This is a genomic window from Aliikangiella litoralis (genome assembly GCF_052495765.1).
Genome location: NZ_CP199292.1, coordinates 5,207,817 through 5,231,995 on the forward strand (window position 1 = coordinate 5,207,817; position 24,179 = coordinate 5,231,995).

23 protein-coding genes are annotated in these 24,179 nt (G+C 37.1%); 4 read left to right on the forward strand and 19 right to left on the reverse strand.

Annotated elements, in window-relative coordinates:
• The first annotated feature begins 33 nt into the window (after nucleotides 1–33).
• Nucleotides 34–981 (forward strand): phage integrase N-terminal SAM-like domain-containing protein, encoded by a 948-nt coding sequence (locus ACT5E3_RS21730; RefSeq protein WP_444995658.1) that lies wholly within the window; start codon nucleotides 34–36, stop codon nucleotides 979–981.
• A 19-nt stretch (nucleotides 982–1,000) separates the two neighbouring features.
• Here ACT5E3_RS21730 and ACT5E3_RS21735 read toward each other — a convergent pair whose 3' ends face one another.
• From ACT5E3_RS21735 to ACT5E3_RS21825, 19 genes are all read right to left on the reverse strand, one after another.
• Complete coding sequence (locus tag ACT5E3_RS21735) at nucleotides 1,001–1,432, reverse strand: YbaN family protein (protein WP_444995659.1); 432 nt, start codon at nucleotides 1,430–1,432, stop codon at nucleotides 1,001–1,003.
• A gap of 52 nt (nucleotides 1,433–1,484) precedes the next feature.
• On the reverse strand, nucleotides 1,485–1,904 hold the full coding sequence (locus tag ACT5E3_RS21740) for a hypothetical protein (RefSeq protein ID WP_444995660.1): 420 nt from the start codon (nucleotides 1,902–1,904) through the stop codon (nucleotides 1,485–1,487).
• Complete coding sequence (locus ACT5E3_RS21745; RefSeq protein ID WP_444995661.1) at nucleotides 1,901–3,172, reverse strand: sensor domain-containing diguanylate cyclase; 1,272 nt, start codon at nucleotides 3,170–3,172, stop codon at nucleotides 1,901–1,903. Before ACT5E3_RS21745 ends, ACT5E3_RS21740 begins: the two co-directional genes overlap by 4 nt.
• A gap of 136 nt (nucleotides 3,173–3,308) precedes the next feature.
• On the reverse strand, nucleotides 3,309–3,857 hold the full coding sequence (locus ACT5E3_RS21750) for a hemerythrin domain-containing protein (RefSeq protein ID WP_444995662.1): 549 nt from the start codon (nucleotides 3,855–3,857) through the stop codon (nucleotides 3,309–3,311).
• A gap of 10 nt (nucleotides 3,858–3,867) precedes the next feature.
• The gene (locus ACT5E3_RS21755) at nucleotides 3,868–4,644 is read right to left on the reverse strand and encodes a type IV pili methyl-accepting chemotaxis transducer N-terminal domain-containing protein (protein ID WP_444995663.1); all 777 of its coding nucleotides are present in this window, start codon (nucleotides 4,642–4,644) and stop codon (nucleotides 3,868–3,870) included.
• 184 nt (nucleotides 4,645–4,828) lie between these two features.
• Complete coding sequence (gene greA, locus ACT5E3_RS21760; protein ID WP_444995664.1) at nucleotides 4,829–5,308, reverse strand: transcription elongation factor GreA; 480 nt, start codon at nucleotides 5,306–5,308, stop codon at nucleotides 4,829–4,831.
• 13 nt (nucleotides 5,309–5,321) lie between these two features.
• Complete coding sequence (gene carB, locus ACT5E3_RS21765) at nucleotides 5,322–8,540, reverse strand: carbamoyl-phosphate synthase large subunit (protein WP_444995665.1); 3,219 nt, start codon at nucleotides 8,538–8,540, stop codon at nucleotides 5,322–5,324.
• 82 nt (nucleotides 8,541–8,622) lie between these two features.
• The gene (gene carA / locus ACT5E3_RS21770; protein ID WP_444995666.1) at nucleotides 8,623–9,759 is read right to left on the reverse strand and encodes a glutamine-hydrolyzing carbamoyl-phosphate synthase small subunit; all 1,137 of its coding nucleotides are present in this window, start codon (nucleotides 9,757–9,759) and stop codon (nucleotides 8,623–8,625) included.
• Between the two features lie 474 nt (nucleotides 9,760–10,233).
• Complete coding sequence (locus tag ACT5E3_RS21775; protein WP_444995667.1) at nucleotides 10,234–11,373, reverse strand: helix-turn-helix domain-containing protein; 1,140 nt, start codon at nucleotides 11,371–11,373, stop codon at nucleotides 10,234–10,236.
• Nucleotides 11,374–11,582: 209 nt separating this feature from the next.
• A complete protein-coding gene (locus ACT5E3_RS21780) occupies nucleotides 11,583–12,803 on the reverse strand; it encodes an EAL domain-containing response regulator (RefSeq protein ID WP_444995668.1) in 1,221 nt (406 codons plus the stop codon).
• Complete coding sequence (locus ACT5E3_RS21785; protein WP_444995669.1) at nucleotides 12,800–13,834, reverse strand: protein-glutamate methylesterase/protein-glutamine glutaminase; 1,035 nt, start codon at nucleotides 13,832–13,834, stop codon at nucleotides 12,800–12,802. Before ACT5E3_RS21785 ends, ACT5E3_RS21780 begins: the two co-directional genes overlap by 4 nt.
• 42 nt (nucleotides 13,835–13,876) lie before the next feature.
• A complete protein-coding gene (locus ACT5E3_RS21790; protein WP_444995670.1) occupies nucleotides 13,877–14,359 on the reverse strand; it encodes a chemotaxis protein CheD in 483 nt (160 codons plus the stop codon).
• Nucleotides 14,359–15,174: a CheR family methyltransferase gene (locus ACT5E3_RS21795; RefSeq protein WP_444995671.1), complete on the reverse strand. Its 816-nt coding sequence runs from the start codon at nucleotides 15,172–15,174 to the stop codon at nucleotides 14,359–14,361. Before ACT5E3_RS21795 ends, ACT5E3_RS21790 begins: the two co-directional genes overlap by 1 nt.
• A gap of 14 nt (nucleotides 15,175–15,188) precedes the next feature.
• The gene (locus tag ACT5E3_RS21800; protein WP_444995672.1) at nucleotides 15,189–16,841 is read right to left on the reverse strand and encodes a methyl-accepting chemotaxis protein; all 1,653 of its coding nucleotides are present in this window, start codon (nucleotides 16,839–16,841) and stop codon (nucleotides 15,189–15,191) included.
• 38 nt (nucleotides 16,842–16,879) lie between these two features.
• Nucleotides 16,880–17,386 carry a chemotaxis protein CheW gene (locus ACT5E3_RS21805; RefSeq protein ID WP_444995673.1) on the reverse strand — a complete coding sequence of 169 codons (507 nt, stop codon included), beginning with the start codon at nucleotides 17,384–17,386 and terminating at the stop codon, nucleotides 16,880–16,882.
• Between the two features lie 2 nt (nucleotides 17,387–17,388).
• The gene (locus ACT5E3_RS21810; protein WP_444995674.1) at nucleotides 17,389–19,596 is read right to left on the reverse strand and encodes a chemotaxis protein CheA; all 2,208 of its coding nucleotides are present in this window, start codon (nucleotides 19,594–19,596) and stop codon (nucleotides 17,389–17,391) included.
• Nucleotides 19,593–19,901, reverse strand: a complete 309-nt coding sequence (locus ACT5E3_RS21815) for an STAS domain-containing protein (RefSeq protein ID WP_444995675.1) — start codon at nucleotides 19,899–19,901, stop codon at nucleotides 19,593–19,595. Before ACT5E3_RS21815 ends, ACT5E3_RS21810 begins: the two co-directional genes overlap by 4 nt.
• Nucleotides 19,902–19,924: 23 nt before the next feature.
• A complete protein-coding gene (locus ACT5E3_RS21820; RefSeq protein WP_444995676.1) occupies nucleotides 19,925–20,290 on the reverse strand; it encodes a response regulator in 366 nt (121 codons plus the stop codon).
• Nucleotides 20,291–20,308: 18 nt separating this feature from the next.
• Complete coding sequence (locus tag ACT5E3_RS21825; RefSeq protein WP_444998620.1) at nucleotides 20,309–21,070, reverse strand: methyl-accepting chemotaxis protein; 762 nt, start codon at nucleotides 21,068–21,070, stop codon at nucleotides 20,309–20,311.
• A 248-nt stretch (nucleotides 21,071–21,318) separates the two neighbouring features.
• On the opposite strand from ACT5E3_RS21825, the gene ACT5E3_RS21830 reads away from it, so the two are divergent.
• The 3 genes from ACT5E3_RS21830 to ACT5E3_RS21840 all read left to right on the forward strand — a co-directional run bounded on the left by ACT5E3_RS21830 (nucleotide 21,319) and on the right by ACT5E3_RS21840 (nucleotide 24,073).
• Nucleotides 21,319–21,876: a hypothetical protein gene (locus tag ACT5E3_RS21830; RefSeq protein WP_444994431.1), complete on the forward strand. Its 558-nt coding sequence runs from the start codon at nucleotides 21,319–21,321 to the stop codon at nucleotides 21,874–21,876.
• Nucleotides 21,877–22,028: 152 nt separating this feature from the next.
• Entirely contained in the window at nucleotides 22,029–23,270 is a 1,242-nt protein-coding gene (locus tag ACT5E3_RS21835; RefSeq protein WP_444995677.1) for a DDE-type integrase/transposase/recombinase, read from the forward strand.
• A complete protein-coding gene (locus tag ACT5E3_RS21840; RefSeq protein WP_444994433.1) occupies nucleotides 23,267–24,073 on the forward strand; it encodes an ExeA family protein in 807 nt (268 codons plus the stop codon). Before ACT5E3_RS21835 ends, ACT5E3_RS21840 begins: the two co-directional genes overlap by 4 nt.
• Nucleotides 24,074–24,179 lie beyond the last annotated feature (106 nt).

The following is a 24,179-nucleotide window of genomic DNA, read 5'->3' on the forward strand; positions in this document are numbered from 1 at the left end:
ATTTATATAAATAGTGTTTTTACGGATTCAAACATGAATGAGAAAGATAGTAACGGCAGTAGCAGGTCATATCGCTTAATTGATCAACTCTATCAATTTGCCGATCGACAACATTTAGCTAGCCAAACCAAGAGCAATTATATTAGCTGGATTCTACGCTATATTCGTTTCCACGGTAAACAACATCCACTAAATCTAGGGACGTATGAAGTTGAGAACTACCTCTCTCATTTAGCTAAAAATCTTAATTATGATAGAAAGATGCAAAAAAGCGCCCTATCAGCACTTCGTTTTTTATATGAGGATTTCTTTAAACACCCTTTAGATTCAATAACTTATTTTAGCAACAAAAATCGCTCTGGCTATAGTAAACGATTTGGACTACATCACTGTACGGCGATTATTAATCAACTCGATAGCTCTCAACACTTAATGGCTAAGTTAGGTTTACTAGCCGATTTAAAAATTAGGGAAGTAATAAATCTTCGTCTTGGTGATGTAGACTTAAAAAATAACAAAATTATTATTAGACATCAAAATGGACAAAAAAAGCTCATGGTAAATATACCAATATCGATTATTTTAGAGTTACGAATTCAAATAATGAAAGTACACCGCTTGGTCCAAAAAGAAAAACAGCAAAAATTTGGCTCTAATTGTGATGAGCTAACAGCTCTAGCGAAATGCTTAGAACCAGATTGGCAATACTTATTTCCATATACACATAGCCCAAAAGTAGGGCATACAATTTCTTATTTAAATAAAATGCCATTGGTTATATTTAAAAATAACATTAAGTTAGCTATTCAATATTATTTGAGATTTATGCCAAATAAAGAAAGTATTAGTAAAAACATAAAAATTCCAACTCGTTTTTCTGCAAAAGCTAACAATAAAAAAACAACTCAACTTCAATCGTTTAAACATAGTGGTTACTTACAAAAGTCTTTTGATTTCACATCTAAGCATGAGAAGATTTAGGAAAGTAAGGAAAAATAAACTAACTGCTTTTAGAATTAGCAGAGGGCGAAACTAAATGATTCTTAGCGACATTTTCGGTTAGTGGTAGTCTGAAAACAAAAATAGCAGGGAATAACATTACAACATAAATAAAAAGTTTTAGCATCAGCGAGTCAATGATCACTCCAGTATAAATACATGCTAAAGCCATCATACTCAGAGCTAATATTTTTGCTTTTCGGGGAATACTTCTAGTTGAATTCCAATGGTAAATAATAGGGCCAAACCAGCGGTGAGATAATAACCATGCATGCAAACATGGAGAAGATTTAGCAAAACAAGCCGCAGCAGCAATCAAAAAAATAGTCGTAGGCAAGCCCGGTAAAAAAATTCCAACAAAGCCAAGCATAACAAAAAAAATGCCTAACAGAATTAATAAATATTTAACTGCTCCAGACTGCTTATTAATCACTTTACCACTACCTTATTATCCCTTTAATATATTTTAGTTCATTCAAAATCTTTTACAACCCTATATGCATACCTTCACTAGCCACTCTAAAGCCAGCCGTTTTTACTACTTTTTGAGATTTACTCCCTACAGTTAACAAAGGGTTAGTATGATTGAAATGAATAAAAATTACTTTTTGTTTATCTTGCCGAGGTAATGATGAGAATAATTGCATACTTTCTTTAACAAATGGATGGGGGACCTCACTCATATTTCGATTAGGAAGTTCACCCCATGAGGTTGCTAACCGTCTTTTAGAAACATCTTTCCAACCAGCCACACAATGAGGCTTATAACAGTTTAATTGGGGATAACCTGCATCTTGTGCAATACCTAACACAACAATTTCAACAGGACTTCGTGTTTCTGCTGATATGCTTAAACAAAAACAAAAACCAACAATAAAAAGCAGCTGACTAAAAAAATAATTCATACATGGCTCGTTGTTTTACTGTTTTTTTTCTTATTATTATACATTTGTTCATCAGCATACTTTAACAACTCAAATGATGTTAATGCATGTTTAGGGTAAGTAGCAATACCATAACTGTACTTTAAGTGAACTTTCTCACCATCTAACCCAATTGGACTCCTCATATTTTTTTCAAGCCTCAACAAAAGATCTTTGATCGAATCATCCATGGTATTGTCATCTAATAACACAACAAACTCATCACCTCCTATGCGAGCAACAACATCAGAAACTCTAAAACTATCATTTAAACGTTGAGAAAATTCAACAAGATAATAATCACCATTAATATGCCCAAAGCTATCATTAACTAACTTAAAGTCATCTAAATCAATAAAAATAATAGAAACATGGCTGCGTTGCCTTTTGGCTCGGCTCAAAGCCTTATCTAAATGCTCTAACAAACCAGAACGATTTACAAGCTTAGTTAGAGAGTCTTTGATTGCCCTCTCTTTTAATTCGTATTCTCGATTTTTTTGCTTGGTAATATTTAAAGATACACCTTCCACACCTAAAAAATTATCTGCATCGTCATACCTAGCATAAGCATTGGTTGATACCCAAACCGTTGAGCCATCAGCTCTAAGCATTAAAGTTTCAACCTCTACAGGAATTCCTTTATTATCAATAATTCGCTGCAAAGTTTCTTCACGCTCATCGGGGTTGGCATAAAACTCAGTCATTGGTTGACCAATTGCTTCTTCAGCTGTATAGCCCAACATACGTAGCGCATAGGAAGATGCCATTGATAAATTTCCAAAAGCATCGGTTCGATAAAATATACTAGGTAAGTTTTCTATGATCTGTTTAAACTCTCTTTCAGAGTCTTGCAGTTTTTTGATCAGCTGAATATTAAAAGTGACATCATGAACACTGCATACCATATAAACATGATCATCTTTGCCATTAAAGACTTCAACTTTTAACTGAACAACTATACGATACCCTTCCGTATGAAGGACTTCTATTTGATACTCATTTTTTTGTCCTAAGCCGCTGGTATGACGTAAATAACGACCAACAACAATATCGACATATTCAGGTGCAATTTTTTTAGAAAAAAGCGAGTTTGTCAGAGCCTCTTTAGTTTCTCCTAGCATTTCAGCAAAAGCCTGATTAACTAATACAAACCGACCATCTTTAAGAACAAAAACACCATCTTGAATAGTGTCAACTAAGGTAGCGTAAAAATCAACATCAAAGTATTCAGGTTTATTATGATTATTCATAATGAGCAGTATGCAGAAATCTAACTACAATTACTAATGAAATATTAGTAATAATACTCGCACGCCAAACGCTTAGGATCTAGTCCTAATTTACACATAACAGATAAAATTCAATTTATTAAGTCAAATAACCACCTTAACTAAACTGATATTGTATTCGATTATCCAGCTGCTCACTTAACAGCATGTAACGTTCCCAAAGGATTTCTTTATTCTTAGCTTGTTCAATATTTGTATATTGTTCATTAATTAGGTTTTTAGTATCATTAGTTATATTCTGTTCTGCCATAGGGTAAAGAATATTATCTTCTTTATAAATGTGCTGATGTAATATCATTGCATAACTATCAATACCAGATTTCAATAATTCAAAATCATGTTGCTCAACTGCCTGACATATTTGTTGAAGCGCATTTCTTGCCATATCATGTTCTATTAACATTTGACTCACTGGATTGCAGTGCGAAAGCACCCCAGGCTCATCAAGCGCAGTAAACAATACATTCTCTTCTTTGCTATGATGATAATCATCCGTAAACTCTCGAACAAAATCGATAAATTTTTTGGCAAAGAGAAAAAACTCTTTGGGCTGAAGTGAACTAGCCTCTTGAGTCAACTTTTGCATTTGTACTATGATTTTTAAAATGAATTGATGTTCTTTCATTAGTTCAGAAGTAATATCCACAATTAAATTCCTATGTGTTTAGTTTCGCTTCATATAGCTTGGTAATTTTATCCATTTTTATTAAAAAACCTTCGGTAATCACTCTAATAACTCTAGGTACATAGGGCTTTTCTCCAAGCCCTTTGAACTTACTTTGATAAAATGACCACTGTTTATCCACATCAACGAGTTCTTGCTGAGTATCTACAGTATTTATTTTTGAGTTCAAAAGATAAGTTAAACCATCATTAAAATCTGATACCGCTTCAGAAAAATAGGCGTGATATTCTAAATCTCGAAATCCAATATAACTTGCAATATAATAAAGAGCTATTCGCTGAGACAACATTCGTTGACGTCCAGAAATATTAATTAACTCAGCTTCTTTTTTTGTAGTTTCTGCTTGTAATGCAAGCACCAACTGGTGCGCAGAATTAAGTAGTATATTGTTATGCAAAAGAATTTTTTGCGAATTATCTTTGTTTTGGTTATCCAGCACAAACAACCTAAACGTTTGCCAACTCGTTTCAAGTTGTTTTAATTTTTCTTGGGTACTCGGTATTTTAATGCTGTCTTTTAGATTTAATAAGTTTTGCTCAAACTGACTAACACTTTCATCAAACTCTTTTAATGCATCAACTCTATTGATTCTATGAGTAATCAATAAATAATTTTTGGCTATTCGTTGTGATAACATTCTTTGCTGCCCAGCCTGATTAATTGACTCAGCAAGCGTCAAGACTCTAGCTTCAGCAGGTAAAATACAAAAAAAACCAATTAAAAATAAAACCTTTCGATAGCTACTCATATCAAAATACCTTTCCATAAATACTAGGAATTAGCATTTTACGAGCCTAAAGAAGCAGCCAATTGATCTAACTCAATAGATATTTGCGTGACTAAAATAATTTTAAATTAAGTCTCGCTGAGAGATAAAAAAAGCCCGCACCTTAGCAGTTGCGGGCTTTTATAGAAAGCAGGGTCGGGTCAGCTTAGATATACTTGACCTCAACAATTTCGTATTCAACATCGCCATTGGGTGTTTTTACAACAGCTATATCACCTTCTTCTTTACCAATTAACGCACGTGCTATTGGCGAGTTGATTGATATTTTATTCACTTTAATATCTGCTTCATCATCACCAACAATTTTGTAAGTGACTTCGTCATCAGTCTCTAGATTAACCAAGTCTAATGTTGTACCAAAAATGACCTTTCCATTGTTGGTTATTTTAGTAACATCAATCACCTGGGCCGTGCCTAATTTTGATTCAATTTCTTGAATTCGTCCTTCAATAAAACCTTGCTGCTCTCTGGCCGCATGGTACTCAGCATTTTCTTTCAAATCACCGTGTTCACGTGCTTCAGCAATTGCGGCTACAACTTTCGGACGCTGCACTTGCTTTAATTCTTGCAATTCTTCTTTAAGTGCTTCTGAGCCTTGCACTGTCATTGGAGTTAAATTATTCATATATACACACCTTTTACTTTACCCTTTTATGGAGCTCCTGCACCGATACAACTTTTTGACGAGTCTGATGGCGAATAGCCTGTGCTGTGGCAAGTCCACCTGCTAATGTTGTTGTATAAGCAACTTTATACTGCAAAGCAGAACGACGGATCTGGAACGAATCTGCAACTGCTTGCTTTCCTTCTGTAGTATTAACAATATAGTCAATTTCATCATTTTTGATCATATCAACAAGATGCGGTCTGCCTTCATAAACTTTATTGATCCTTTGGCAAAATATACCTTCTTGGATTAACTTGGTTGCGGTTCCACCTGTAGCCAATATTTCAAACCCACATTCGATTAAGGCACGTGCCGTTTCCGGCAGTTTAACTTTATCACTATCCTTAACACTTAGAATAGCCTTTCCACCTCTAGGCGCCTGTGATCCACCTCCCAATTGTGCTTTGTAGTAAGCTTCACCAAATGACTCACCAACCCCCATAGCTTCACCTGTCGATTTCATTTCTGGTCCAAGTATCGGGTCAGAACCAAAGAACTTATTGAACGGAAAAACAGGCTCTTTCACTGTAAAAAAGTTCGATGATACACTCTTAGTATAACCTTGCTCTTTTAGTGTTCGGCCAGCCATGACGCTCGCAGCAATTTTTGCGAGTGGCCGTGCTGTTGCTTTAGAAACAAATGGAACCGTTCTTGATGCTCTCGGGTTAACCTCTAAAACAAAAATGTCATCCCCTTGAATAGCAAACTGAACATTCATTAAACCTCTAACACCAAGCTCTTTAGCCATGCCTTTAATTTGCTCAATCATACGCTCTTGTATATCTTGGCTTAATGTATGAGGAGGAATACAACAAGCTGAATCGCCAGAGTGAACACCCGCTTGCTCAATGTGCTCCATAATTCCGCCAATCAATATCGTTTCACCATCATAAATAGCATCAACATCAACCTCAATGGCATCATCTAAGAAACGATCTAATAAAACTGGCGACTCATTAGAAACCGATACAGCTTCGGTCATATAGCGGCGTAGTTCCTCTGTATTAAATACAATTTCCATAGCACGACCACCTAGCACATAAGATGGCCTAACAACTAATGGATAGCCAATCTCATCAGCAAGGCGAACACCTTCTTCAAGCGTTTTAACGGTACGGTTAGGTGGCTGCTTTAACCCTAAACGCTCTATCGCCCGTTGAAACCTTTCTCTATCTTCCGAACGGTCAATTGCATCAGGAGAAGTCCCAATAATTGGAACACCTGCCGCCTCAAGATCTCTTGCAAGTTTTAGTGGTGTTTGCCCACCGTACTGAACGATAACGCCTTTCGGTTTTTCTTTGGCTACAATTTCCAGTACGTCTTCTAATGTAACGGGTTCAAAATAAAGTCTATCGGAAGTATCATAGTCTGTCGAAACTGTTTCTGGGTTACAATTAACCATAATAGTTTCATAACCATCATCACGCATAGCAAAAGCAGCGTGTACACAACAATAATCAAATTCAATCCCTTGACCAATACGATTTGGACCACCGCCCAGTATCATAATTTTATCTTTGTCAGACGGGTTAGATTCACACTCATCTTCATAGGTAGAATACATATAAGCAGTATCTGTCGAAAACTCTGCCGCACAGGTATCAACTCTTTTATACACCGGATATAAATCAAAACGGTGTCTGATTTTACGGATTTCTTTTTCAGATACATCAACCAACTGGGCCAGTCGTCTATCAGAAAAGCCTTTGCGCTTCATTTTACGCAACTGCTCTTTGGTTAATTCGCCAATTCCTCGAGATGCAAACTCATTTTCTAATTTAACGATTTCTTCTATTTGCACTAAGAACCATGGGTCAACAGCCGTTAACCTGAATACATCCTCAACACTATAATTTTGGCGGAATGCATCGGCAATATAATAAATTCTTTCCGCACCGGGAACTTGTAAATTATGGCGAAGCACCTCTTTCCAATTATCTCGCTCACTTTTTAGCAATGGGTTAAAGCCGTCAGCGCCAGTTTCTAAACCACGCAAAGCCTTTTGAACAGACTCTTGAAAGGTTCTTCCAATTGCCATCACTTCACCCACAGACTTCATTTGTGTTGTTAGTGTGCCATCAGCATTTGGAAATTTTTCAAAGTTAAACCGTGGTATCTTAGTCACAACATAATCAATACTCGGCTCGAATGAGGCAGGTGTTTTCCCCCCAGTAATATCATTTTGCAGTTCATCCAAAGTAAAACCAACCGCTAACTTGGCTGCTATTTTGGCAATTGGAAAGCCAGTTGCTTTTGAGGCAAGAGCAGATGAACGAGAAACCCGAGGGTTCATCTCAATAACAATCATTCGACCATTTTGGGGATTTACAGAAAACTGAACATTTGATCCCCCTGTTTCCACTCCAACCTCCCTCAAAACAGCAAGAGATGCGTTACGCATAATTTGATATTCTTTATCAGTAAGCGTTTGCGCAGGAGCAACAGTAATAGAGTCTCCCGTATGTACTCCCATTGGGTCAAAGTTTTCAATTGAGCAAACAATAATGCAGTTGTCATTTTTATCTCGTACGACTTCCATTTCATATTCTTTCCAACCAATTAACGACTCATCGATTAACAGCTCTGTGGTTGGTGATAAATCTAAACCTCTATTACATATTTCTTCAAACTCTTCTCTGTTGTAAGCAATACCTCCACCGGTTCCCCCCATGGTGAATGAAGGCCGAATAATACAAGGAAAGCCCACTTCGTTGAGAACTTCATAAGCATCTTTCAAGCTATGCGCAATACCCGCTTTAGGCATATCTAAGCCGATTTTGCGCATGGCATCAGCAAACTGCTCACGATCTTCAGCTTTATCAATGGCTTCTCTTGTTGCACCTATCATCTCGACGTGATGAATTTCAAGTACACCACGCGATGCCAAGTCAAGTGCACAATTAAGTGCTGTTTGCCCTCCCATAGTAGGCAAAATAGCATCGGGCTTTTCTTTTTCTATGATTTTCGCAACGACTTCCCAATGAAGCGGCTCAATATAAGTTGCATCAGCCATTTCAGGATCTGTCATAATTGTTGCTGGGTTGGAGTTAACCAGAATAACTCGATAGCCCTCTTCACGGAGAGCTTTACATGCTTGTGCACCAGAATAGTCAAACTCACATGCCTGACCAATAATAATGGGCCCGGCACCTAATATTAAAATACTTTCTATATCATTACGTTTTGGCATTCACAATTACCGTTTTGAATAATAAATTGATTTTCAACTTAACAAATAACTTCAAGTGGCTCGAAGACACAGCCACAACCGATTAATTCACTGACTTCTTTGCCTGCATTAATTCAATAAAACGCTCAAATAATGGCGCGGCATCATGAGGACCAGGACTAGCCTCAGGATGCCCTTGAAAACTAAATGCAGGTTTTTCTGAGTGCTCGATTCCTTGTAAACTACCGTCAAATAAAGATTTATAAGTCACATTGACATTATCCGGCAACGAGCTCTCGTCAACAGCAAAACCATGATTTTGACTTGTAATCATCACTGTTTTATCTTGTGTATTTTCAACAGGATGGTTTGCACCATGGTGGCCAAATTTCATCTTGATGGTTTTAGCTCCACAAGCAAGGGCCAGTAATTGATGCCCTAAACAGATGCCAAATAAAGGAATATCGGTATTTAAGAAAGTTTGTATCGCTGTGATAGCATAGTCACAAGGTTCAGGATCACCAGGGCCATTAGATAAGAAAATACCATCTGGCTGCATGGCTAAAACCTCTTCCGCACTTGTTTCAGCAGGAACAACAGTTAACTTGCAACCTCTATCAGATAACATTCTGAGAATGTTTTTCTTCACACCAAAATCATAAGCAACAACATGAAATTTTTCATCCGTCAAAGCTTGATATCCACGACCCAAATGCCAAGAGCTCTCAAACCATGAATATTGCTCTTTAACACTAACCTCTTTTGCCAGATCCATCCCCTTCAATCCAGCAAACGCCTTGGCTTTTTCCAAAGCACCAGCTTCATCAATATCATCTCCAGCCACCAAACAACCAGACAGTGCTCCCTTATCACGTAAAATACGAGTCAGTTTACGGGTATCGATATCGGCAATACCAACAATTTGGTTATTTTCAAGATATTGACTAAGAGATTTTTCACTACGCCAGTTACTGTGCAACAAAGGTAAGTCACGAATAATAAGACCAGCTGCCCAAACTCTTTCAGCCTCTTCATCTTCCGAATTAACCCCCGTATTACCAATATGAGGGTAAGTTAAGGTAACCATTTGTTTTGCATATGAAGGATCAGTCAGAATTTCCTGATACCCCGTCATTGCAGTATTAAAAACAACTTCACCAACAGATTCACCGTCGGCACCAATAGATATACCGTGAAAAATACTACCGTCTTCTAGAACAAGAATAGCAGGTTTAGACAAGAGACCCTCCGACTAAAACAGATACTAAAAAGCGGAAAAAGTAGTACGCCTCTTCCGCTTTTAAAATAAATTCGAATGGTTTTACCGCAATTGCGGAAAAATCGGGGTATTCTACGCGATCTGCCTAAGTTTTGTCTATCAACAGAGGAAAAATATTATAACGATTTGTTTTGTACAACATAGCCTCTTTTATGTTAGTCAGTTTTAAGGTAAATGCGCCCCCTTCCTGTTAGCCATATTTTGCAGGCTTTGTGCCCATAATACTTTAAACGTCGATAACAAATGCGTTGTCGCTCCACTCGCCTTTTTGTCTCGCATATGACAAAAATGACGGCTCTCGTCCGTCAGGCCTATTTTGACAGCCATGCTGTCAAAATTAGGAAGAAAAGCCGATACAATAAAGATAAGGCTCATTTTAGCATTAATGGCTGTTGGTTAGCCTGTCACAACAAAGTAGCAGCCTTAAATTATCATCTAACACTCATTTAATTTATTATTAATATATTCAGTCGGATTCAAGCTTGTATTCGCTTTAAATGCACGATTAAAGGAAGATTTAGAATTAAAACCAGCTTCAAGACTTAAGGCAAGCAAATTGGGTTTATCTATCGTATTTTTTAGCTGCTCTATGACAAACGCAACTCTTTTCTGGTTGATAAAATGACGGAAATTGACTTCCCCCATATCTTTAATCACTTTACTTATTTTCCGTTCACTCAGCCCAAGTTTATTCGAAAGATCAACTAACCGAACATCAGGATTTCTATAAATATTACCTTCCTCTAGCGTTTCATTTATTTTTCTTAAAATAGCTTCATTATCATTCTGATTAGTATATTTACTTTGAGTATTCGCAGTTGCGCTTGATGTGATTAACTTATTTTTTTTTGCAAAGATAGAATATTTAGACTGAGAAATATTAAATTTTGACAAATACGATTTAACTAAATAACCGATACAAAAAGATAAAATCAAACATAACAAACCAAGTGCATTAAAGAACTTAGCTGGCAGAAATAAAAATGCAAATACATACTTAGGTAAGCTCGTTATCGGATGCAGAATAGTAGTCAACAAAGCAATGCTATAAGTCACTTTAAAGCATTCTAATGAGTATTTTAAATAACGTACCTCTAATTGTTTATCGGATTTTAAGCTGATTGAATAGTATGAAAATAAACAATACCCATAGCACATACTAAACCAAAGCATTTCCAACATTTTATAGTCAGACATAAACAGTTTTAATATAAAATCAGAAAACGATGGTGATGAATAAGAAAAGGTATAAATAATTAATACAAATATAGGGAATAGTATTTCAGGAAAAAGTCGTTTAACGCTAAACGCTTTATCCAATGAATGAATATATGCTTTAATCAATACTGGATAAAAACATCGTAACGATATTAAAAAAAAACCACACACGCTAGTTGATTTTAAAAAACCATGTGCAGATGCAAGTAAGGTAGTACATGAATAGGCTTCTATTGCTAAAACAACTGTGATTAATATTGCACCAGTCCGGTTTGATTTTGCTAATAACGTGATAAAAAATATACCAATAACAGCCAAAACTAAGCGACTTTCATAAACCAGGGCTTCCCACAACATAGAACAAATTAGAATCCAATGAATTGACTTGTTATTTTTTATGAAAAACGGACTAATTGCAAGAAACAAAATGTTGAATCAATCGACTCATTCTTACAGAATAACTTTTACATTTAATTTAACACAAACAAAAAATTATTAAGATGAGATAACTACCTTCTAAAAATGCATTCTCAGTGCGAGCATCTACTTCTCAAAGTAACAGCTCATTATAAATACTCTTTTCTTAGTAAAGACAGCTCCTTTTTCCACCAGACTTCAAAACTATCCCTATCCATAGGCTTTGCAAATAAAAAGCCCTGCATAATATCAACGCTATGTTGACGCAAATAATTAAAGTCATCACGATTTTCAACACCTTCGATAACCGTTTTCAAATTCAAATCAGCTGCCATATTTAATGTATTTTTTAAAATAGCCTGCTGCTGCGGGCTTATAGCAATATCCGTCACCATTGATTTATCAATTTTCAACTCGCAAGCCGGAACTCTTGACAACTGTTGTACACTCGCATAACCAGTCCCATAATCATCAATTGAAATTTGGAAACCTTTTAACCGAAGCCTTGCAAGCACCTCGATAGCACAAGAAACTTGGTCAGCAATTGCATTTTCAGTAATTTCAAAGGTGATCTCTTCAGGCACAATTTTATAAATATCAGCTAACTGCAAAATTTCTTTTGCTAATTTTTTTTCATTTAACGATACAGGCGATAAATTAACTGCCATATTAAATGTCGCCCCCTTATCTTTCCATAATTGTTTTTGTCTAAAAGATTTTTCTATGACAACTAAGGTTAATTGATTAATAACACCAAACCTTTCAGCAATCGAAATAAATTTATCCGGAGGAATATGCCCATACTGCTTATGTGGCCAACGAGCTAAAACTTCAACGCCACTTAACATTAAGTTTTCAGCTTTTAACTTCGGTTGAAAATAAATATGGATATCATCATTATCTAAAGCTTTTAGTAAATCTTGCGCAGTCAGGTCATAAGATGGTATTTGTTTTTCTTGTTTTTTTCTATCAAGAATAAGCTTATTCAAACTGACACTTAAGTAACTTGCTTGAAGCGGTTTTTTAAATGTTCCAATCACACACAATCCATCACTCTCAGCCATCGTTCCTATACTTAATATTAAAACAGGATCTTTTGAACTCAGTACTATAATATACTTCAAAAGTTTTTTGTCAGCAATTTCTCTAATTAAGCTCACTCCATCCATTACAGGCATTTCTAAATCAATAAAAGCGAGGTCAAAACTTTCTAACTGAAGTTTTTCAACAGCATCTTTTCCATTTACAGCTACAGTTATTTTTGTTACCCCATAAGACTGACATAAATTAATAACATGTTCTCGTTGTACTAAACTATCATCAACAACCAGTATATTTAACGATGCAAATTGATTAGTAGCCTGACTCATTTCGCAATTAACCCCGCAATTTCATCTAGCCCGACAATTTTAGTTGCAGCACCTAACTTAATAGCTTCTTTTGGCATACCAAAAACAACGCTCGAAGCCTCATCTTGAGCAATAGTTAATGCACCATTTCTCTGCATATCTAACAAACCATTGGCTCCATCATTCCCCATACCAGTCATAATGACTCCCTTCGCATTACGTCCAGCCTGTTTAGCTACTGAGCGAAACAGCACATCAACTGATGGACAATGACGATTGACATAAGGACCAGAAAAAACTTTTGTTATATATTGTGCGCCCGAAACAGCCACCTCTAAATGCCGGCCACCTGGAGCAATAATAACCCTTCCCGGAATAATTCTATCACCCGATCGGGCTTCAATAACCTCAACATGACACAAACTATTGAGCCTTTCTGCAAAGCTTTTAGTAAATTTTTCAGGCATATGTTGAACGACGACAATGCCAGGACAACTTTTAGGCAAGGCTTGTAAGACAACTTCTAATGCCTGAGTCCCTCCGGTAGAACAACCTATTGCTGTAATTTTATCTGTCGTTGATGCAATTTGAGTTAATCCTTTCACTTTCTCAAAACTCGGTAAAACTTCGCAGCGTTGAACTTTATTCTGTCCGAGTTTCGCTATTGCGCAAGCTCTTACAATATTACGAATATCTTTTTTAGTTTCATTAAGAAAAGTCTTAATACCAAGTTGCGGCTTAGTTATCACTTCAATAGCACCAAGAGACAAAGCTTTTAACGTCAGCTCAGTTCCTTTTTGAGCTAAGGAAGAACAAATAATTACCGGCGTTGGCTTTTCTTTCATCACCTTTTCAAGAAAAGTTAATCCATCCATTCTTGGCATTTCAATATCAAGAACGATTACATCTGGCCACTCAGATTTCATTTTCTCCAATGCAAATATAGGGTCAATTGCCGTTGCATAGACTTGTAAGTCATCTGATTCATTGATAATCTCAGTCAAAACCTGCCGCACAACAGCTGAATCATCTATTACCATAACTTTTTTCAAGTTGAATACCTTTTAATTTCACTCATACGTTTACGCATATATTCATCCTTCAAGTAACAAAGTACTCACATTGATATCAATAATCCCTGAGGTTAAACATAAACAGAGCTTTCGGTAACTTTTTCCACCGACACTTTGACTAACAATACGAACTTTTTTTTCATTTAACCAATTTAATGCAAAATTAATATTAACCTTACCAACTGCTTCGGCCCGATTAGACTCAATCATTTCACTTCCGCCAAAACAACCAAAATAAAATTCATTAATTTCTGCACACTTTTGCATTCTTTCCACTAACTCTTGTAAAGCATATGAAGCATATCGATAATTATTTTTATTCCCTGTTTCATTTAGTGGCAACGGTAATAAGTAATGACACATTCCACCAACAAGTAGTTTAGGATGCCACACCGTTATAGCAACACAAGAACCTAACAATGTTTCAATTTTCAAAGGCGCAGATCTAAACGCAATTTCGCCAGGATGGACAAAAAGCGATTGATTGTCTAAGTAGCCCCCCATTATTGTTTAAGGTAAATAGCCGGGCAAATACATTTCAAATCACTAACCAATCCATGTAATGATTCAGAGTGCCCAGTAAACAATACCCCCCCTTTTTTCATTTGTTTAGAAACTCGTTGTAAAATATCTTTTTTTCGCTCCAAACTAAAATAAATCAAAACATTTCTTAAAAAAACTACATCAAACAAACCTATATGAGAAAAATCGTTACTCAAATTACATTGCAAAAAAGCGACCCGCTTTCGTACCTCAGGTTTAACACGAATATAACCATTAAACTCGCCAATGCCTTGCTGAAAATATTTTTTTCGATAGTCCGGCGGTATATTTTGTGTTCTTTGGTCCAAATAAATAGCATCTTTTGCTTTTTGCAAGACTTTCTTATTAACATCGGAAGCCATAACACTCCAGGAATTAATATATCCAGTATTCATTAATGTCATTGCAATGCTATATGGTTCTTCACCTGTAGAACATGCCGCACTCCAAACTTTTAATTTTTTATATTGCTGAAAATATTGAGGCAGTTCTTCTTCTAAAAATTGAAAATGTTTTTTTTCTCTAAAAAAAAAGGTTTCATTTGTCGTTATCAGCTCAAGTTCTCGCGCTAATTCTTTAGCATTATCGACTCGACAAATTAAACGATAATAACGACGATAACTTGCACATTCATTAGCAACAACTCTCTTCCATAAGCGATTTCCTAACATTACTTTTTTCTCAGAAGGAAGATAAATACCAAGCTCTCTTTCAATTAAATGTTGAAATAATTTAAACTCTTCTTCATTTGGTGTTTCAATCGATAAATCATTCACAATGACAACCACACTCAGTCTATATCAACAAAGCTCTCATCAAATTTATCTTTTCTAACAACCGAATCAACCGAATGAGCAGTCGTTCTTTCTTTTGCCAATCTCTCATTACTTCTAGGAACATCAGAAGATAGTGTCGCCAATTCAAAATAACTCACTGATTCTTGTAACTTTAAGGCTTGTGCACTCATTTCTTCCGAAGTTGAACTCAACTCTTCTGATGAAGCAGCATTTTGTTGCATGGTTTGGCTCACTTGACCAATAGCAGTATTAATTTGCTCAACTCCAGATGACTGTTCAGACGATGCAGCAGAAATTTCCTGCACCAAATCGGCTGTTTTTCGAATCGAAGGCACCATACTTTGTAATAAATTACCGGCACTCTCAGCTCTTTTAACGCTATCTTTTGCCAGTTCGCCAATCTCTTGAGCAGCAACCTGACTTCGTTCAGCTAATTTGCGAACTTCTGACGCCACGACAGCAAAGCCTCGTCCATGATCACCTGCGCGTCCAGCTTCGATAGCAGCATTCAAAGCTAATAAATTAGTCTGATAAGCAATATCATCAATAACCCCTATACGCTCTGCAATTTTTTGCATTGCTTCCACTGTTTCAGATACAGCATTTCCACCGGTTACCGCTTCTTCAGAAGCTTTCTGAGCCATTCCATCGGTTATATTTGCGTTTTCATTATTCTGAGCGATTGACGCTGACATTTGTTCCATAGAAGCAGATGTTTCTTCAACACTAGCCGCTTGCACTGAAGCCCCTTTGGCTAAAACTTGTGCAGTTGCACTAACTTCTTCAGAGGCAGATGAAAGCGCGTCGGCTAAGCTTCTTACTTCTGTGATTACATCAGATAGTCGATGACGCATTTGTGCAACATGTGCCAAAAGAGAACGAGTATCTCCAGGCTTAACAGCAATATCAATATTCAGTTTACCGGCAGCCACTTGGTTAACTACCTCTTTGGTATAATTAGGCTCACCTCCCAAGATCTTAAACATATCTCGAAAAATTAATAGCATAAGACCAATAACAACAATTGAGCCAATTAAAACATACATAACAAACTCATTGCGGGCATTATCATATTGGCTCTGCAATGTATTTTTACTAAAGACAATCAATTCATTAAATTCTGTTTCTGTTTTTTCGGCTAATTCTAATAACCCTTTACTCGCAGCTCTATCTACCCCCTTAACAAGCGCATCTATTTTTTTTCCTGATAACTCATCTTCTTGAGAAAAACTTTTAATTGCTTTTGTGTAAGCCAGCTGTAATTCGGCATGTTCTTTTTTTACTTGAGCAATTCCTGTAGCTGCCAAACCTTGTTTTGTCTTGTTATCAATTGCACTGGCTAACAATTTCTGAGTTTTTTCCGAACTTTTAACAAATTGCGCTAAGTATTTATCAAACTGTTTTCTATTATTTCCTCGAATCAATACATTTTTCCACTCTTGAATTTGCGTTTTAAAGGTTACATGTGCATGGGAAATATCGGATAAGGTAGCAACATTAAATGATATGTTAGTAAATTGTTCGCTCACTTGATTATCATAAAAACGTAGCTGCGACAAAGCACTAAATGCGAGCCATACTAATGCTAAAACCATCAAAATACTTAAACTAATAATTTTAACTTTTAAACTTAGCTGGTTGAGCATAATATTCAACTCCTCAATTTATTGGAAACCCAATACCTTTATTCAAATTCAGCTTCTATCAAATAAGCTAACTCTTTAGGTGAAAGCGCTTTATCGGCGTCTAGCAAAATAATAAAATCATCATTTTTTTGTGCAATACCTAAAATAAACTCGGCTTTAATTTTGGCTCCAAATGCTGGAGCCTCTTCAATTTTTTCTCCATCCATTTCAATCACTTCGCTCACAGAGTCGGCCAACAAACCTAAGACAACTTGATTATCATCAACTTCGATTTCAACAACAACAATACAGGTTCGTCGATGTAATGTTATTGGCGGTCTTCCTAAGCGTAATGCTAAATCAATAATTGGCACAACATCTCCACGTAAATTAATTACGCCACAAATAAACGCAGGCATTAATGGAACGGGCGTTACCCCTTTATACTCTAAAATCTCTCTCGTTTGATGAAGTTCAAGACCAAAAAACTCACTTCCTAAACAGAAAGTTAAAAATTGTTTTTTAAACAATTCAACTTCGTTTGCTTTTTGTTTATGAGATTGCATACTCACCTCTCAGATGATTTTTCACGTTCTCGATGTTGCTTACTTTCTCTATCGGACGCAACTTCAATTAATTGTGGAATATCCAGAATAAATGCAATATCTCCATTACCTAACAATGTTGAGCCACCAATGCCTTTTAGCATTTGAAAAATTTGACCCATAGGTTTCACTACGGTTTGAATTTCGCCATTAAGTTCATCAACTAAAATCCCAGCCATATTGTCACCAAACTGAACAATTACCAATTTTTCTCTTTTCTCTCCAAGTAAAATTTCTTCGTCTGTCTCGATTTTTTTTTGTAGTTTAAATATTTCTTTTAACCGAATAAAAGGAATCATATCACCACGTAAATTAATGCAGTGTCGATTATCAATAGCTCGATATTGATTAAAATCCATACATTCAACGATTGTTGCCTGGGGAATAATAAAATTAGTGTCTTCGGACTCAACATAGAAACCATCAATTATAGCCAGCGTTAGAGGAAGCCTCATCCGAAAAGTCGAACCTTTATTTGGAACGCTTTCAATCTCAATACTCCCTTGTAAAGCTTCAACATTTCGTTTGACAACATCCATACCAACCCCTCTCCCAGAAAGGTCGGTGACGTTTTCAGCCGTTGAAAAGCCAGGATGAAAAATCAGTTGGTTAATTTCTTGTGGTGAAATTGAATCGCTCTCATTAAGAATTCCTTTATTAATTGCTTTTTTTATGAGTTTTTCAGCATCTAGCCCTTTTCCATCATCAGAAACTTCGATAACGATATGACCGGACTCATGATATGCAGAAAGTTTCACTGTTCCTTTTTTTGACTTACTTTTTTCTAAACGCTCTTCACTAGATTCAACACCATGATCAATAGCATTACGCACTATATGAGTCAGAGGATCGACTAATTTTTCAACCATTAATCGATCAAGTTCTGCTTCAGCGCCTTCAATGACTAAATCAATATTTTTTCCCAAAGCTTCGGCGGTATCCCTCACCACACGTTTAAACCGCTGAAATGTTGCACCGATAGGCACCATACGCAAATCTAATGCAGCATCTCTTATTTCTTCTGTAAAGTTTTCTAGACTTTCAACCGCTTCATTTAGAGATGAATCTTTTAAACTTTCTGAAATTAATTCTATACGCTGACTGTTGATAACCAACTCACCGATCAGATTAATTAAAACATCTAACCTTTCTGAATCGACACGAATAAAGTTAGGCTCTTTAATATTCGATTTTTTTCTAATTTCTTTTTGCTTATTTAAAGCATCTTCTACAACACAAGACGATATCGCTTTTTTTTCTGTTAAAATTTCGCCTAACTTTAACTCATCTCCACCTTTTTTGATTACATCACTTTGATGACTTAAAGCGTCAAATAGTTCGTCTTCAGAAATAGCACCACAAGAAATTAATAATTGTCCTATCATACTTTCATTTTCAGGTGCACTTTGTATAATTTTTAGATATTCAGAAATATCTGACTCAGGCGGTACAATTTGAATATCAGAGCTTTCTTCTACAAACATAAAAGTATCTTCAATGGTTTCTTGTGATACTTCAGCTTCTAATGAAAGCTGATAGACTAAATAAAGAGACTCAGGATCGTAATCATTAAACTCTGGTAAATTATCGCCAATAGTCTCTATTTTATGAATACTTCCTAAAGTGCTTAAAAACCGAATAAACGAAATTGGGTCCATTCCATTTCTTAAACAATCTTGATCTAAACGAATTGAAATATACCAAAGGCCTTTTTTAATTGTTTGTTTATTATCTGGATTGTGTTTTGTCTCGCCACTACTTGTTTCGACTACGGTGTCATCAACAATATATTGATGTAAGCTATGATGGAGCAATTCGCCTTGTTTAATCAACTCATCATTACTTTTAAATTCATCACCTTCAGTCTGTACTAAGATCTCGATGTGATCACGACACTTAAGCAGCAAGCTAATCAATTGTTGATCAACCTCTAGTTCTCCATCACGAGCCTTATCTAATAAATTCTCAACAACATGAGTAAACTCAACTATGTGGTTTAAACCAAAAATTCCCGATGAACCTTTGATCGTATGGGCAGCACGGAACACAGAATTGAGAGCTTCTCTCTGATCGGTCGAGTTATCAAAACTAATCAACTCATCTTCCATTACAGCAAGCAGTTCATTGGCTTCGGCATAAAAAGTTTCCATTGCACCAGAAAAAGCATTCATTGACTATTTTCTCTGAATTTTTTTTCTATATTGAAGAGCTTAAATAAATCATCTACGACAATACTTTTTTTTTCTATTTCGATTGAAACATTACACTTTTCAGATTCACGTTGAAGTAACAGCATAAGTTGTATCCCTGCTGAATCAAATTCAGTGACATTATTCAAATCTAGTAATAGTCTATCCTCAAAACTTAACAATCCTTTTAGCTCTTGGTAAATTGACTTGGCAGAATAAATACTCATTTCGCCTTTAATGACAATACGGTGACCTTTTTTTAATTTTTTACTTTCTAATTTATACATTTCCGAATGCCAGCTTTTATGTTCTAAGGAACTAAAATAGAAACTGTTTTCAAAAGTTGCTCAGGCTTGAATGGTTTCACAATCCAAGCTTTAGCGCCTGCTGCTTGACCTTGTTTTTTCTTTTCATCTGATCCTTCTGTTGTTAACATAACAATTGGAGTAAACTTGTATTGAGCTAATCCTTTAACTTCTTTAACAAAACTAATACCGTCCATATTCGGCATATTGACATCAGATATAATTAAGTGGAACTTACTTCCATCTAACTTAGTTAAGGCATCTTTGCCATCACAGGCTTCAGTCACTTCATAGCCTGCACCACATAGCGCTATTGAAACGACCTGTCTAACACTGGCGGAATCATCCACCACCAAAATGTTTTTTGACATATAATATCTCTTTTATTGCTAAAAAAAAGTGACTTCTTCTTCTGCCGGCCCCGAATTGACGTTGCCACCTTCATGAACAGCCACTTGTTCTAAAGAAGTATAGCTTTCTTTAAGTTCACTCACCCAGCTTTCTACATCGACTCTATCGAGGGGTTGGTTATCGTCTAGTTTTTCAAGAGCAGAATTAATTGTTAATTCCAACTTTTGCATATCTCCAATAACATGCTCTAAGATTTGTCCAATACGATCTTGAAACTGCAAAGACACCAGCACATTATCAATATCATTTTTTACTTTCTGACTTTCTTCTTCAAGTTGAAGGGAGGACTCCATCAACGAGTGTCCCCGCTCATTGTAATTCTCAATCACTTTCTGAATAGTCGTTTCAGATTCAGATAAAATTAGTGCATCTTGCTCTGCAAACAAGTTAGTTTGCTGTAATGTAGAACGCAAAGTTGTATTAACTTGCTCAATTCTTTCAGTTATTCTTGCACCGGTTTCACCAGATTTGTTTGAAAGTGAACGAACTTCATCCGCAACCACGGCAAAACCTCGGCCTGATTCTCCAGCTCTTGCCGCTTCAATCGCAGCATTTAAGGCCAACAAATTAGTTTGATTGGCAATTCCTGCAACATCGGCTCCCATTTTGCTTAATTCATCTGTAATCGTTGTTAAATGATTAATATCATCAAGTAACTTATTTCTAGACGTCATTGCTTTTCTTAACGATATGATAATTTCATTCAGTTCAGATTCTGAACTTTTAATCAGCTCAGCCATGCCATGTCCTTTACCTAAACTACCACTGGTTTTTTGAGACGTATCAATAGCATGGATTAGATTGTTACGAATGTCTGAAAAATCCTTAGTTAACTCATCAATCCCATTGTAATTTCCCAGATTACCGTCGAACAATCCATCGTTTTTTTACCAATTTACCGTCGTCCTCTAATTTTTCGTTATAACGCTAATTCGGTAAATTAAATTTCTCTGTAGAATTTTGACTTTTTTACAATCGGTTAATTTTTATGCAGGTGTTTTTTTCTTCACTTTTTGAGCTTGAGTCTTTCTCTCATCGTCTAAAATCTATTCCACAGAGTAATGCCTGTCAGTTTTGCCTTAAAAATTGTGAGTGGGTTTCGCACGGTTACGTTTATAAACAACTGAATTATCAGTTTCGAGCGATTGTTGGTAAGCGTATTTTATGTAGTAATCGAGGTAGCCACTTGGGCTGTGGTCGCACACGGCAGCTTTATCTCGACGTCGTACTTCCTCACAAGCATTATCCGCTGCAAACTCTGCTAGCTTTTGTTATCGCGTTGTTTGACGGTCTGCCTATATCTAAGGCATGGCATGGCGCTGTGGGCCACCATCGAACGGAGCCTCGTCAGGCTTGGCGCTGGCTTAACTCGCTTATGTCAAAGTTGGCGAACATACGGAGCTTGCTGCAAAGAACCTGTCAACCTTGCTCGCCCTTTAACAGTCGACGGCTTGCGTTATTACTACCCACGCTTCAAGCGTTGTTTGCATCTCAACCCCATTTGCAACGCATCCAAAGTCGTTTACAAATGTCATTGTTAGCCTAATCAGTTTTATTGGTTTACCTTTTTATGCGCGTTTATTTGCCGCCTTGATCGACTTCAAGCGAGTCAATCAACACTGCCACAAACTTTGTCACTCGAATCGCTTCGTTGCTTACTTTAGTCTCCTCGCTCCATTTTTTACCGGAGATATTTCTATGTCTGAATATTCTAAAAGACCACCACTTGAGATCCGCCTTAAAGTGCTGGCCGCGGTTGACTACGCACCCGGCAATAGCATTCGTCAACGTGTCCAGGCCGTTAGTTCACAAACCTTTTTTGAGCAAACTTCAGGCAAGCACTATCGCTTTACCTGGCGTACGATTAGTACCTGGTTGTACCGTTATAAAAAAAATGGTGTAACCACGCTTGAGCGAAAAGTTCGCGCCGACAAAAACACTCAGCGTAAAGTCTCTTTATCACAACTTGCTGAAGCGATTAACGAGGTATTACCCTCGCTACGACAAAACAAGGTCGGTCAAATCCCCAAAAGCACCCTCTATCGCTGCTTGCTGGAGCGCAATTATTTCTGTCGTCAACAACTAGCGCCTACAACTTTTTATCGCTTAATTCGCGATAATAACCTGCTGAGCAAAGAGACCGCGGAGAAGCTCCGTGTCGCTTTTGCTATGCAGTACGCCAATGAGCTGTGGCAGGCCGATACCATGCACGGACCGGCCATTTTGCAAGCCAATGGTCAATGGAAAAAAACCTTTCTGACAGCCTTTATCGACGATGCCAGTCGTCTTATTACTCACGCCGAGTTTTTCTACCACGACAACACCGAAAACATGATTGAAGCCTTTAAAAGCGCCTTGTTTAAACGCGGTAAACCAGAGCGACTTTACTTCGATAATGGTTCCAATTACAAGTCGAAGGAAATACTCCAGGCTTGCATCAGGCTCAACATTCGTCTCTCTCACGCTCCCGTTCGCGATGGGGCCGCCAAAGGTAAAATCGAACGCTTTTTTAGAGGGTTTCGTGATCGCTTTTTAGTCGTTAATCATTCGTTTAACTCGCTTGATGAACTCAACCAGAAAACCACAGACTGGATAGAAAGCCACTATAATAATCAACCTCACCAAGGCATACAAATGAAGCCTCTGGACAGGTTCAACCTTGACCATGCACGCATTCATTACCTACTTGATGATGAATATGCCGACGAAGTCTTTTTTGTTGAAGAAGAGCGCAAGGTCAGCTCGGTCAACATATTTTCAATCCATGCGCAAAAGTTCGAATGCCCTGTCGATTTACGCGGTAAAACGATTCAAGTGCGTTTTGATCGCTCGCACAAAAATCGTTACGTACTCTACTACCAAAACCAACGCATGGGCGACGCCCTGCCACTTAACCTTTACTTTAACGCTAAGCAACCGCGTCAAGGAGTTTCACAATGATCAATGCTATCTTCGGCATTAGCCAAACACCGTTCAAACGTGAAAAACTTAACCTACTACCACAACAACAACGCATTGCCGACATTATTAAAATTCACGCGCAGCAAGGCGGATTTTCGGTAATCCTTGGTGAGCCGGGGGTCGGCAAAACCGTATTGCGAGAGTACATCGAGCGTCTTAACAATGAACGCGAATGCACCGTTGTCTCCTGCTCGCGCACCCTGCATACTTATCGGCAAATTCTCTGGCAACTGGCTGAATCTTTTAAAATTGAAACCAGCGAAAAACAGATTGAAAGCGACTTAATTCAAGCTGCCTTCGCGCAAGTGAGAGAGCGTAAAACCTTATACATTTTGATTGATGAAGCGCACTTACTCGATTTATCGGTGCTAAGAAAATTGCGTTTATTGTTCGAACGCTTTCCTAAAAATCATAACCTGGTGCTACTGGGTCAACCGGAACTATTACACTATCTATCACTCAGCACAAACAAAGACATTAAAAGCCGAATCACCTACTCTGCCAGCATTAAACCGCTTAATGATGAAGATATGGAGCGCTATATCGTCAAAGAATTGGAAAGTGCCAAGCTAGGCGTTAACACTTTCGACGAAGCTGCAATGGCCTTAATTATTCGCTCAAGTGAGGGCAACTTACGGCTCTGTAGAAACCTGTGTCTAGCCAGCCTTATCGAAGCGGCGAGAGAAACAAAAAAGTTGGTGACAATTACTCATGTTAATCACGTCCTCGTGCAACCGCATTGGCGATCGCACGAGGAATTGATCAAGCAGCAAGTCTCTTAATCAGAACTTCCAACGGCACTTTATAATGCTCGCTACGCGAGCATTAGAGCAAATTTTTACCGAGGGCGAAAGCCCTTTTTTTATGCAAAAATTGTTTTAAAAAAGT